Here is a 12,266-nt window from a genome sequence, read left to right on the forward strand (position 1 = left end):
TAACTCATCCTCTTCAATTAGAATGGTAATTTCCAAATGAATAAAATTTGCTTAGAAGTTTTAAAAGTAAAAAAAAATGAACCCTTTTTATTTTTATTAGTTTCAGGATACTTATTTTTCATTTTTTCATACTTATTTATATATCTTTTTTACATGCTTATTTTTGTAAGTAACAAAACAATAATGCCCCTAAATGAATTAGGTGACTTTTTATCGGGTGTTTTTTCACCATTAGCTTTTTTATTTTTATACTTAGGTTATAAGCAAAATACGAAAGCAATTGACATTCAAGCACGGGAATTAATAACAAGTAATAAAGCACTTGAAGCACAAGCTATTGAACTCAAAAACAATGTAGAACAACAAATAGAATTAGTGAAAATTTCTAATGAACAACTCAGATATTACCAAGAAAAAGATTTACATGATCACAAATTACAAACTTTAAAGGCAAAACCAGAATTTACCTTGAACCGTAGGTCTAGCAGTACTACGGGCGATACCTTCAATATAAAAAATTTAGGTGGCAATGCTAAGTATATTAAATGTACAAGACCTAAGATTGAGATTTCATCTCTACAAAAAAATGGAAATACAAATTTTCACACCGACTTTAAAGTAGATTTTTTAACTATTTCATATCAAGATGAAAACGGAAATTCATATAGTACAGAGTTTCATAGGGGTGAAAGCAATCTAGGGTATTTCAAAACTATAAACACCCAGTCTCACTAAACCACCCATCATAATCATCATGATTCAACTCCAACTCTTCGCGAGTTGGAAGTGCCATAAACTCAATAGGACTCGATAGGTGCAGGCTGGCAAACCATCCAAGGATCATTGCCACTGCACCATCACCATGACGATATAACTCAGGGTCTTTAATATCTTTTGCACGCACTTTTGAAACCATGTAAATGCCGTCAACTTCCTCAATCGCAGAACAGTCATTTTTTAAGTCCGCATCTATTGGCAAGTCAATCATATCTTCTTCAAAGGCTGTGACCAGTTTTGGAGTCCATAAACCATACCATGCGCGGCTAAGTTTGATTTGATGCACCATATGCTCACCAAATTTCTCTGCTGTATTTTCCGCTAAGGTTTCACCATTACCAGTGGCATCCATTGCAATGCCACCAAAGCGCGGCAATCGCTCTAACATGTACCAAAGAATTTTTTGCTGTAAGCGTGATGGCACTTTGTGCATCTCAATCACAAAAGGTGCAATCCGTCTTAAATCCTGAGCAATGTAGAATGGTAGAATAAAACTAAAGTCCCGATGACGTGCATAATCCTGCCCAGCACAGTGCTGTTTGGATTTATCAAGCTTTTGCAGCTCAGGCTCTAAATATCGTTGAATCCAGTCATCAATGTACGCATCACGCTCATCTGGTGTAAGTGCTGTAAAATCATCGCCAAGGGATAATCGAAGAACTGTCCTTACTTCAGTCATGGCTCGCTCAACCCAAAGCGTTGGTAAGCACACTGACGATCCATCACGTGGAATAGCATCCAGCTCTTCACGCATAGCAGCCTTACGGCTACCATACGCTTTGCGAATTTTCTTATACCATTTCTGCTTGCCTTCAATAGTTGCATCTTTGCCCTGCATAAAGCAGACACGCTCATACAAGCCATTGGCTACTGCATCATCAAAAGTAACAGTCAAAACTTGAGCATCTTCTCCAAATACACCAGCTTCAATATCCTTAACAAACTGGTTGAAGGCATTGTTTTTGCCATTGTGAGAACTAATGATAACAATACGACCACCCCAAATCAGCAATGCTGTGGCAGCTTCAATCACACCTTGTACGTTCGGGTGAAAGGCTGCTTCATCAATTACAACTTTACCTTGCAGACCGCGAATGTTTTCAGGACGGCTTGAGAGAGCCACAACCTGAAAGCCACTTGAATATCGAATACGATAGGCTGTGATCTTGCGTGTTTCGCCTTTTTCATCCTGATCATCAAATAGAAATTCTTCTATTTGTGATATGCCTTGACCTTGCGCTTCAGCAATTACACGGGAAAACTTGGCACAGTAGCCAATGAACTCCAAACCTTTTTCTTTCGTGTCACCAATATAGTAAACACTCATGCCGCCAGCTTCCTTGCTTGCAGCAGCAGTTAATACAGCATCAAAGCTCTCGGCAAATGTAATACCAGTTCGTCGACCTTTGGGGCAGACTTTTATATCCGTTTTAATCTTTAACCATTCGACTTGGTGTTTCATCAAAACACCTTCCTCAAATGGATTTAGATTATTCGGAATATTACGTGCGCGTTCAGGAAGCTCATCCCATTCAATGACGCGAACCGTATCTTGGCGAGCCTTCAATGCTGTCATTATTTAATTCCCAGTACTTTCTCACGCCAGAACTGAAGTTGTTCTGCACCCAACCCTTGAGATATAGCCGCTTTTTTAAGATTTTCATCTTGTTCTTTCAGCAACTCTTCACGAGCTAGTCGACGAATATCTTCACGGTTTTCTGTAGCTTTTGACTTTGTCATCATTGCTGCACGTGCAGCTCGCGCCAATTGACCGACATCATCAATATTCATTTTGGGTTTTTCGGGATCATCACCACTATTGGTCAATTCATTCAAAGCTACATTGGTGACAATAGCTTGAACTGCCTGAGCTAAAAGCATGCCGCCTTTATCATCTATGTCGTGACCTAGCTCTTTGACCAACACTTCAGAAGCTGAAGCAAAATTGCGTAAGGCTTGTGCTTCCTCGTCCCATTTCTTTTTAGTTCGTCCCATCGTTGAACGTGCTGGGGCTTCGTCAGGAAATTTCTCACCAAACATGTCCATGAGGTCGTCAATCGTATAGCGGTCTTCTCTTAATAAAGACTCAAGATACTTTCGGGCATCGTCAGAAATCTTTCTCATAAATGACATATTTCACCTATGATGCAGATGGACGTTTAACGCCATGAGTAACCACTAAACCTTGTGCAACATCAGCCCCACGCTCAGTGAGCTTAACGACCAGCACCGACCCCAAGTTTTCTTCAATCACAAGTAAGCCTTGTTCTGCAAGCCAATGTAGTTCTGTACGCAATTGGTCGCGGCTTAAACTATGCCCATATCGAATAACAAAATTATGCAGCACTGAAGAATTCAATCGATACTGAGGCATTTCAGCCAAGGTACGAAGCATAACCAAGCGCATATCTTCTTTTAAATGTTCTGCGAAACTCATAATTATTAATCCTTGTGGTGCAGCAGATAGTCATTCACACGATCCACTGATTTAGCTAAAGGGGCTATAACTTCTTTTAACCCCGCTACAGATTCTTTGAGGGCTTTCATATCACCAGCCATATCACTAATCACTTTATGATCAGGCATGTTGCTGACACGCTCTTCTAATCGACTTAATCGCTCTTTAGTCTCTTGTAATTCCTTATCTTTTGCCGCCTGCCTATTTGAAATATAGACATAGGCAGCAAGTCCAAAATTAAAAAGGAAGCTGATCAAAGTAATAGTTATACCGATATAGCTGGGCTGCATTATTTCCCTCGGCTTTGATTGATAAAGCGACCTAGAAAACCAATTAATGCAAGAATGCCCATGACTTTCACTTGGTAAGTTTCAGGAACTAATGCAAGGACTTCTTGAGGAATACCGAACAAAGAAATGTATCCGATTAATCCGAATGCCCAAGTCGAGATCCACTTCCAAGCGGTATGCCAGTTCTTAACTAAAAAGCCCTCATGAGAGTTCGATACACCCAGAATTGGTTTCAACATTTGATCTTTGTTGGCAAGTTCAGTTTGGAGTTCTTCAACGCGTTTTTGATGGCGTTTAGCTTGATCCAATATTTTTTGTTTTAACTCGTTAACCGTTTCAGTATTTTCGACTACAGGCTGTTCTACTTTCTCAGTAACGACAGCGATTGTGCCAATAGTCGTTGCTGAAGGTACAAGATTACGTGGGCGTTTAAATTGAGTTTTTTTCATCGCATATCATCCGCAGCATATTTAAGATTGCCAGAGACACGGCTCATCCAGCCTTTACCAAATGTGCTAAAGGTTTTGATACGTGTATAAAATTGAATACGTTCAGCATTGAATAGATTGATCAAAGCGAACTGTGGCTGTTTGCGTACTTCGTTTAGAGTAATTGAGCCAATAATGCCGTCATCTTTGACACCAAGAGCACGCTGCAAAATCTTTCGTGCATTGCTCAAGCCATGATTCACACCAGCATCGAAATATTGAAATGCAAAAGAATATGGAAAGTTGTCACAATCCAAGGCATCCCAAAATTGATTTTTATAGATACGTTCAACCACATCCATTGGGATGTTTTTCATTGAGCCTTTGTAGCCATAATTTTGGGCTGTTGCTTTAGTGATACCGTAGTTGGTTTCACCCCCAGGATCTGAAGGATGATTAATATAACCACCTTCATGTTGAAGCACTCGTTTTAGAGCGTCTTGAAATGTTTTAGCCACAACAAAAAACCTCATCAAATGATGAGGCTAGTTTGTCTAGTTGGTACTTTTTATATTAGGCGGAAAGGCTTCCGTTTATTTTAATTTTTCTCGTATGCAATGGCGCAAACGACTGGATATCCTTCTTGGAAATGACTTGCATCAAGATTAAATCTATACCCGTTTCGGACTTGTATAGTTGCTGCCGTTGATTCTGATTTTTCATAACCTTCAATTTTTGCAGCAAGCTCATCAATTACGGCTGGCACACGATTATCAATGTTCTTCCAAACATCCTTACAAGCACTAAAAGCAGCTTTTTTAGACTGTACATATCCTTGTTTATCTAAAACTTCAACTAGAAAACTTTTCCATTTTACTGAATCAGCATCTCTAATTATTTTAACGCTATACCAGTCATTAAACTTTTCAAATTTACTATCAGAGGGTGTGCTATTTGGTAGCAATTTAACTTCTGTTGCATTGGGATTATAGCTCGCCTGAGCATTAGGCAGGCTTTTAATAGTGACCTCTGCAAGTTGTATAAAATCAATTACAGCAGCTGGGTCATTTTCCCCATAATGTTTATTGATATAGGACTTTATCTTGCTTCCATCTTGATTATCAGTTTTTGGTAGCTCTTGCTTTGAACAAGCACCCAATAAAATTACACCCAACAATAAAAACTTTTTCATTTCTAATGACCTAGTTAGTAGAAAGTTGCACGGCTTGGTGGAATCCAACGACCAATGATCTCTACATCATTTGCTTCATTCAAATCAAGTTGCATAGGTGGATACAACTTATTATCAGAGATTAAAAGCAACGATCCATCAAATTGTCGCTGCACACGTTTCACCCAATAATTTTCATTATTACGAATTATATAAATGAATCCATCTGTTAATTCTTTATCAGCAGAATTAACCAACAGCTTTTCTTTATCTTGGATGGTAGGAAGCATTGAATCTCCCTTGGCATAAACAATTAATAGGTCTTTTGAATATAGACCATTTTTAGAAAGCCAATCCTTTCTAAAAGCTAAACGGCTAACAGGTTTTGCATCACCTGCACAAATTGATCCGTGACCAGCAGAAATATCGACATCGAAAACATTAACAAGTGCAAACTCATCTTCAAAATGTGAGCTAGGAAATGTTACTTCTTCAATTTTTTTTCCAAGCAGAACAAAAACAATATCAAACCCCTCATTGGCACATTGTGCAAGTTTGTCACTTGGAATGGACGCACCATTTTCCCAACGTTTGATAGTCGATTCACTTACATCAATGAGCTTAGCCAAGCTTTCTTGGCTCAGATTTAACCTCTTTCGCTCAGATTTAAATCTTTCAGAAGTCAGAATCGGCATAAATAGACCTTAAATAAGTTGAAATAAGGTTATATATGAACTAATATCGGATTAATAAGGTGCATATATGCACCACATCAACACTGATAGGAGTCCATAAAATGGCTGGTGAAGTTGCACTTACAAAAGCACAGGTCAAAAAGAACCTAAATGCTCAAGGCAAAACACTTAAACAATTCGCAATCGAGAATGACTTTGATCCAAATGATGTCTATCGAGTAATGACAGGTGCTCGAAAAGGCTTTTATGGCAAAGGTCACGAGATTGCAGTTGCTTTGGGTTTAAAAGTTATTCCAAAACCAACCGATATAGATTAACCGCTTTTTAACCTTTTTTTAACCCTTTTTTTTATAAATTTAGGAAGAAAGTGTCATGAATATATTAACAGGGATCATTTTTGCACTAATGGTGGTTGCATTTATGGGCTGGTGTTTTGCAGAAAATGACAACGAATTGTTGCTTCAAGAAAACAAAATCTTATCCCTACAACTACAGGATATGAGAAATGAGCACCGTTAAATCAGCAGAAAAAGTTCTCAAAGTTTTAAAAGCCTTAACTGGACACAGCTTATCTGGTGTGACCAATCAAGAGCTAGCAAAGCAGTTAGATGAACCACCAGCACAAATCACTCGTGCTTTACAAACACTCGCAGCTGAGGGCTTAGCGCAGCAGCTTGATGATGGCACATACGCGCTAGGTAATCGTTTTGTATCAGTTGCACATGCACATACACAAGAGATTGAAAAAGCTCAAGGCAGATTATCAGAGCATTTACAACGAGTGTTTGCAGGTGTGAATCAAATCAATTCGGGGAATAAATAATGAAGGATGTAACTCAAAATCAACTCGCTCAAATTGAGCAATCAGTTTCTGTTGAACAGATTCAACTTTCAGAAAAGCTTGGTGCAATTAAAGCGACCAACTTTATTAAAAAACTGGTGACGGTCACCGAAATTAAGTTGATCGCTGAAATCAAAGAATCTAAACAATACAAAGGTTTAAAGGTTCTTGACTCTGCTGGAAAACTGGTGACGGTTACCACTTTTGAGGAGTTTTGCCAGTATTTGGGTAAAAGTCGCGAACACATTGATGAAGATATTCGCAACCTTGGAACGTTTGGTGAAGACTTCTTAGAAACAAGCCAGCGTATGGGCTTGGGTTACCGCGACTTACGTAAACTTCGCAAGCTTCCTGAAGAAGACCGTGAGGTCTTGATCAATGGCGAGTCTGTCAAAACTGGAGACCGTGAGAGCTTAATTGATCTTATTGAAGAGATGTCGGCAAAACACGCCAAGGACAAAGAAATATTGAACAAGGAAGTTGCTGAGCTTAAATCTAATGATCAAGCCAAAGAGCAGCTTCTTCAAAAGAAAGACCAAAAAATCAATCAACTCGACAGCAAGCTTGCCAAGCTTGAAAGTCCAGCTGCAATCCAAAAGCGTGCTGAATCTGAGCATCAACAATTAGCAGCATCTGCTATCAGAGAATTACATGAAGCATGTCAGCTCATACTCAATGCGACTTCGCGTTTCAGAAATCAAGTCAACAGCGTAATCGAAGCGATTGACACACATGGTCTCTATGACATTCAGCAGTCACTTGAATCAAACGTAAATGCAGCATTCCAACAGATCGCACAAACAAGTACCGAGTTCGGTATTCAAATCAACTTTGAAGAAATGGTTACGCCTGAATGGTTAGCAACAATTGCTGAAGTTCAACCAGTAGCTGCTCTTGAAGTCGAAACAACTACGGAGCAGTAACCATGACAACCCCAGAGATTGCAATTCAGGACTATCTACGAGAAGTAGCAACAAAGCTTCAGAATGCTGGTCATGGCATGAAGGGGAAAATTGTCGCTACTGCTTGTGAATTCTTAAACATCAGCAATGCTCAACTTTACCGAGAATTAGAAACTGTTGGATATACAACTGGACGTAAACAACGTTCTGACAAAGGCAAGTCTGTTGTATCGGTTGATGTGGCTGAAAAGATTGGTGGCATGGTACATGTCGCAACACGCGCCAATGGTAAAAAAACCTTACCTGTTACGACGGCTTTGGAGATTTTGGTTGCTGGCGGTCAAGCACCAAAAGTATCAGCTGCAACGATTGCACGTGTCATGAAAAACAACATGTGCCACCCCAAGCAACTAGCTACTCCAACCGCTCACACTCAACAAAAATCATTGCACCCGAATCATGTTTGGCAAGTTGATGCATCAATCTGCGTCATCTTCTATTTGCCAAAAGCTGGTCTTCAAGTCATGGACGAGAAAAAGTTCTATAAGAACAAACCAGCCAATGTAAAGAAAATTGAAAATGACCGTGTGATTCGCTACGTGATCACAGATCACTTTAGTGGTTCAGTCTATGTTGAATATGTCTACGGCAGTGAAAGTGCGGAGAACTTAACAGAGATTTTCTTAAACTGCATTCAAAAACGGTCTGCTCAAGAGCCAATGCATGGCGTGCCTTTTATCCTTTCAACAGATAAAGGATGTGCCAACACATCAGGGCTATTCAAGAATTTATTGAATGGTTTGGATGTGACTTTTATAGCTCACGCTACTGGTAATTCACGTGCCAAAGGTCAAGTTGAAAATGCTCAAAATATTGTTGAGACACAATTTGAAGGTCGCTTGCGCTTTGTCGAAGTCAAAGACATAGCCCATTTAAATGAGCTAGCTAAGGCTTGGCGTGAAAATTGGAATGAAACCAAAAATCATAGTCGCACTGGTCGCTCTCGCAATGCTGTTTGGCAAACTATATCAACCCAACAATTGCGTATTGCACCGCCTTTAGAGCTATGCAAAGAGCTGCTCACAACTGTACCTGTTGAACGTACAGTTACTGGAAATCTCAGTATTACATATGCAATCAAAGGCTATGGATCACATGAATATGATGTACGACACATTGAAGGTGTGTATGTAAAAGCCAAGCTTAAAGTCGTGGTAAACCCATACCGCGCACCATGTGTGGATGTATTGGTTATCAACCAACATGGTGAAGAAATCGCTTATACATGCGAACCAATGCAGACCGATTGGGTCGGCTTCAGTGTAGATGCAACGGTGATTGGTGAAACACCAGCAGCAATGCCTCAAAGTACTATCGATGCCAAGCGTAAAAGCATCATGAAAAAAGCGTATGACGCTGACACGCTAGAACAAGTCGATAAAGCAATTGCTAAAAAGCACACAGCATATCAAGGCTCACTTGATGTGATGGCAGATGTGAAAGCGACAGAAGTCCCTACCTATATTCCACGTGCTGGTCAACAGCTTACAACGCCACAACAGCGTCGTATTTCTGCACCTGTATCTATTTTTGAAGCAGCCAGCGAATTGCGTGGCTTGCTAGGTGAACTCTACACCGCAGAAACCTACCAGTTACTCCAAAAAAGATATCCGAATGGCGAAGTGCCAGCGGATGACATTCGAGAGATCGTCAATGAAATCAAAAATCAGAATAAGCGTCCTGCGCTCAAAGTTGTGGGGGGATAAACATGTCCGATGCAACGACTAAAACACTTAAACAACTCATTGAAGCAACTGGTCACAGCCAACGTGAATTCGCAAAAGTGGTCGGAATGAGTACTGCTGGATTAAACCAACTCGTTCTAAAAGGCTGGTTTCCGAAACAGAAAGATGCTCAAGCAATCATCACAAAAATATTGCTCGAAAAAGGTATTGATCAATTAAGCATCACGGCTGCTTTCAATTTATTGAAAGCAATGAACCCAACACCGACACCAACTCAAACACCAATACAACCCAAAAAAATTGAAGTACCTGAAGAGGAAGAAATCATGTTACTCGCAAAACAATCACTAACACAGCAAGCTAAAAAACAGTTTGGTTTAATTATCAATCCCTTTGTTGGTGATGTGCAGTCACATGACCAGCTCTTCGTCAATGACGACATCAACTACGTTCGTCAGGCAATGTACCAAACTGCAAAGCATGGCGGTTTCATTGCCGTATCGGGTGAATCAGGTTCAGGTAAAACAACTTTAAGACTTGATCTTGAGGATCGAATTGCACGTGAACGTTTACCAATCATTTTGATTGAACCTTACATCATCGCTGCTGAAGATAACGATATTAAAGGCAAAACCCTAAAGTCTGCCCATATTGCTGAAGCAATCATTTCGACAATTTCTATGGGTCAAGATAAACCCAAGCAATCAGCTGAAGCTAAATTTCGCCAAGTCCATCAATTGCTAAAAGCGTCAGCTGAAGGCGGCAATAGTCATGTCATCTTGATTGAAGAAGCTCATAGCTTGCCTATCCCAACCCTTAAACATTTAAAACGTTTCTTTGAACTGAAAAGTGGCTTCAAAAATCTATTGTCTATCATTTTGATCGGACAGACAGAGTTGGCAACCAAGCTCAGTGAACGTAATCCACACATTCGTGAAGTGGTTCAACGTTGCGAGAACATCACGCTTTCACCACTCACCTTAAATGGTCTTGAGCAGTACTTACAACATCGTGCCCAGTCTATAGACAAAAAGCTTTCAGACATCATCACAGACGATGGCATTCAAGCAATCGTGGAGCGTTTAGTTCAATTCGATGGTTCGGGTAATGCAAAGACTTCACTTCTATATCCACTTGCTGTCGGCAACCTCATTACGGGCGCGATGAATGCAGCTGCTGCACTTCATGTGCCAGTGATTGACCGCCACGTGATCATGGGAGTGTAACTCATGGCTGATTTTGCAGACGTAGCAGCAGACATCGCTCAAACAGATTTAGACCATGCTTTGCAAAATGCAAAGCGTGTGGAATTTACCAGCTACTTCGAGTGTGAATGTGGCACTGAAATTCCAGAACAACGACGCAGACTTGGCAGTGTGACTTTATGTATTGATTGCCAGTCTGCACTCGAAGCAAAACAAAAACATTTTCGAGGATAGCCCTATGGGAACAATGACTCCAGTAGAAAAAGGCATGGCTGAACGTCAATCATATCGTCATGAAAGATTCAAAATTGAGTTTGCATCAACTCAAACTTTTGAGGTGTTGAACTCTCAATTTCCAATCATGGAAATTTTTGAAATGAACAACGGAAAATTTGCAATTTCAACTGTTCAACAAGCTTATGAAGATTGGATTAACGAATTAAAGCCTAGCAAACGTTCTAACTTTATTAAGGATTTAGACAAGTTACTGAGTGGTGACTATGTCCTTGTCCCTAAGCAACCCACTGTTGAAATGGAAAGAGCTGGCATGAGTGCTGGTGGCGGTTTTCTATCAATCAAAATTTTTAAAACGATGTGTGCAGCAGCTGAAGGAGCTTCGAAATGACAGCTCTCAGACACTACAAATATTTTACCAATAAAGAGCTTCAGCTTCTTAAGACGATGTACCTCGCAGGTAAGCCATCAACAGAAATTGCAGCGGCAACAAATCGTTCTAAATGTGCAGTTTTAGCAACTATTCACAGAATGATACGGACTCAGCAAATCCCTGTAGTTCGAAGCATGGCTGTTATTTGTCTTGGCGGTATTGACGCAGCACAGGAAGCATTACAGAGAGCTAAAGACAATGGATTCAAAAACATCATTTATTTAACCCCAAAGGACACTATCAGCAACATTACTGCTGAAAAGTTAGAAAAACAAATTTCACGCTACAAGCTAGCAAGCCACTTACTTTAGGAGCAACACAATGACAATTCACACTATTCCCGAAGGCTATTGGGAAAACTCACAAGGTGCTCTTGTACCTGAAGCCAACGTCAAAGAAATTGACAAATTGCGCGATCAAACAGTTCGTAAGCTTTTTGAAAAAGTAAATGAAATCCATGAGCTTTTAAAAGATTTCAAAATTCAAAGCTTTGAAGAAGTAGCCAGCTTTTGCGCCATTTCAGCAGACCAATATGGCGTAACCGTCGGAGGCAGTAAAGGCAATGTCACCCTTCATAGCTTCGACGGGCGTTTAAAAGTTCAACGCAATATCGCACAGACCATCAACTTTGATGAACGTCTTCAAGCAGCTAAAGAACTGATTGATCAATGTCTTGAAGAATGGACAGAAGGCAGCCGCGATGAAATTAAAGTCATTATCAGCGCAGCATTTAACGTGGATAAAAAAGGAGAAATTAGTACAGCTAAAGTGCTTGGCTTAAAACGCCATGACATCAACCACCCGAAATGGAAGCAAGCAATGCAAGCCATTTCAGACAGCATCAACATTATCGGCAGCAAAGCCTACCTACGTTTTTACAACCGTGATGACGCAACTGGTGGTTACTTACCACTATCACTCGACATCGCTTCTATTTAAAGGCTCAAGCAATGAAACAACTATCTATTGCAATTATCACCTGTGGATTCATCGCAGGAAGCTTAAACGCAACTGGCTTTACTGAATTTGTTTTTGTGCTTTTTGCACTGCTGTCAGCTAGCTCAACTCAATTAAAAGGTAATTGATT

At 40.1% G+C, this 12,266-nt stretch carries 20 protein-coding genes; 12 read left to right on the forward strand and 8 right to left on the reverse strand.

Annotation, left to right across the window (positions count from 1 at the left end; translation table 11 throughout):
- The first annotated feature begins 36 nt into the window (after positions 1–36).
- The gene (locus FPL17_RS03705) at positions 37–735 is read left to right on the forward strand and encodes a hypothetical protein (RefSeq protein ID WP_050676016.1); all 699 of its coding nucleotides are present in this window, start codon (positions 37–39) and stop codon (positions 733–735) included.
- On the opposite strand, the gene FPL17_RS03710 is transcribed toward FPL17_RS03705, so the two are convergent.
- From FPL17_RS03710 to FPL17_RS03745, 8 genes are all read right to left on the reverse strand, one after another.
- Entirely contained in the window at positions 713–2,353 is a 1,641-nt protein-coding gene (locus tag FPL17_RS03710) for a hypothetical protein (RefSeq protein WP_159883338.1), read from the reverse strand. The genes FPL17_RS03705 and FPL17_RS03710 overlap by 23 nt on opposite strands.
- Positions 2,353–2,901, reverse strand: coding sequence for a phage protein Gp27 family protein (locus FPL17_RS03715; RefSeq protein WP_159883340.1), 549 nt, complete (start codon positions 2,899–2,901; stop codon positions 2,353–2,355). The genes FPL17_RS03710 and FPL17_RS03715 overlap by 1 nt, the downstream gene beginning before the upstream one ends.
- 16 nt (positions 2,902–2,917) lie before the next feature.
- Complete coding sequence (locus FPL17_RS03720) at positions 2,918–3,214, reverse strand: VpaChn25_0724 family phage protein (protein WP_159883342.1); 297 nt, start codon at positions 3,212–3,214, stop codon at positions 2,918–2,920.
- A gap of 5 nt (positions 3,215–3,219) precedes the next feature.
- Positions 3,220–3,525 (reverse strand): hypothetical protein, encoded by a 306-nt coding sequence (locus tag FPL17_RS03725; RefSeq protein WP_159883344.1) that lies wholly within the window; start codon positions 3,523–3,525, stop codon positions 3,220–3,222.
- Positions 3,525–3,974: a DUF7940 domain-containing protein gene (locus FPL17_RS03730; RefSeq protein ID WP_159883346.1), complete on the reverse strand. Its 450-nt coding sequence runs from the start codon at positions 3,972–3,974 to the stop codon at positions 3,525–3,527. Before FPL17_RS03730 ends, FPL17_RS03725 begins: the two co-directional genes overlap by 1 nt.
- Positions 3,971–4,471: a glycoside hydrolase family 108 protein gene (locus FPL17_RS03735; protein WP_159883348.1), complete on the reverse strand. Its 501-nt coding sequence runs from the start codon at positions 4,469–4,471 to the stop codon at positions 3,971–3,973. Before FPL17_RS03735 ends, FPL17_RS03730 begins: the two co-directional genes overlap by 4 nt.
- Before the next feature lie 80 nt (positions 4,472–4,551).
- Positions 4,552–5,145, reverse strand: a complete 594-nt coding sequence (locus FPL17_RS03740; RefSeq protein WP_159883349.1) for a hypothetical protein — start codon at positions 5,143–5,145, stop codon at positions 4,552–4,554.
- 14 nt (positions 5,146–5,159) lie between these two features.
- On the reverse strand, positions 5,160–5,819 hold the full coding sequence (locus tag FPL17_RS03745; protein ID WP_032874617.1) for an XRE family transcriptional regulator: 660 nt from the start codon (positions 5,817–5,819) through the stop codon (positions 5,160–5,162).
- 101 nt (positions 5,820–5,920) lie between these two features.
- Between FPL17_RS03745 and FPL17_RS03750 the strand changes: the two genes are divergently transcribed.
- From FPL17_RS03750 to FPL17_RS19060, 11 genes are read left to right on the forward strand one after another with little or no spacing between them, the layout of a single operon-like run.
- Positions 5,921–6,136 (forward strand): DNA-binding protein, encoded by a 216-nt coding sequence (locus FPL17_RS03750; RefSeq protein ID WP_032874619.1) that lies wholly within the window; start codon positions 5,921–5,923, stop codon positions 6,134–6,136.
- Between the two features lie 55 nt (positions 6,137–6,191).
- A complete protein-coding gene (locus FPL17_RS18715; RefSeq protein WP_167515353.1) occupies positions 6,192–6,338 on the forward strand; it encodes a hypothetical protein in 147 nt (48 codons plus the stop codon).
- Positions 6,325–6,642, forward strand: a complete 318-nt coding sequence (locus tag FPL17_RS03755) for a helix-turn-helix domain-containing protein (RefSeq protein ID WP_032874621.1) — start codon at positions 6,325–6,327, stop codon at positions 6,640–6,642. The genes FPL17_RS18715 and FPL17_RS03755 overlap by 14 nt, the downstream gene beginning before the upstream one ends.
- Entirely contained in the window at positions 6,642–7,583 is a 942-nt protein-coding gene (locus FPL17_RS03760) for a coiled-coil domain-containing protein (protein WP_159883351.1), read from the forward strand. Before FPL17_RS03755 ends, FPL17_RS03760 begins: the two co-directional genes overlap by 1 nt.
- Before the next feature lie 2 nt (positions 7,584–7,585).
- Complete coding sequence (locus tag FPL17_RS03765) at positions 7,586–9,328, forward strand: DDE-type integrase/transposase/recombinase (protein ID WP_159883353.1); 1,743 nt, start codon at positions 7,586–7,588, stop codon at positions 9,326–9,328.
- 2 nt (positions 9,329–9,330) lie between these two features.
- On the forward strand, positions 9,331–10,533 hold the full coding sequence (locus tag FPL17_RS03770; protein ID WP_159883355.1) for an ExeA family protein: 1,203 nt from the start codon (positions 9,331–9,333) through the stop codon (positions 10,531–10,533).
- Positions 10,534–10,536: 3 nt separating this feature from the next.
- Positions 10,537–10,746 (forward strand): TraR/DksA C4-type zinc finger protein, encoded by a 210-nt coding sequence (locus FPL17_RS03775; RefSeq protein ID WP_159883357.1) that lies wholly within the window; start codon positions 10,537–10,539, stop codon positions 10,744–10,746.
- A 4-nt stretch (positions 10,747–10,750) separates the two neighbouring features.
- Positions 10,751–11,137: a hypothetical protein gene (locus FPL17_RS18975; RefSeq protein ID WP_228277591.1), complete on the forward strand. Its 387-nt coding sequence runs from the start codon at positions 10,751–10,753 to the stop codon at positions 11,135–11,137.
- Positions 11,134–11,490, forward strand: coding sequence for a hypothetical protein (locus FPL17_RS03785; protein ID WP_032874635.1), 357 nt, complete (start codon positions 11,134–11,136; stop codon positions 11,488–11,490). The genes FPL17_RS18975 and FPL17_RS03785 overlap by 4 nt, the downstream gene beginning before the upstream one ends.
- Before the next feature lie 10 nt (positions 11,491–11,500).
- Positions 11,501–12,118 (forward strand): DUF3164 family protein, encoded by a 618-nt coding sequence (locus FPL17_RS03790; RefSeq protein WP_159883359.1) that lies wholly within the window; start codon positions 11,501–11,503, stop codon positions 12,116–12,118.
- Positions 12,119–12,129: 11 nt separating this feature from the next.
- Complete coding sequence (locus FPL17_RS19060; RefSeq protein ID WP_266095742.1) at positions 12,130–12,264, forward strand: hypothetical protein; 135 nt, start codon at positions 12,130–12,132, stop codon at positions 12,262–12,264.
- Positions 12,265–12,266: the final 2 nt, after the last annotated feature.

The sequence above is a fragment of the Acinetobacter dispersus genome, from assembly GCF_009884975.1.
GTDB lineage: Bacteria > Pseudomonadota > Gammaproteobacteria > Pseudomonadales > Moraxellaceae > Acinetobacter > Acinetobacter dispersus.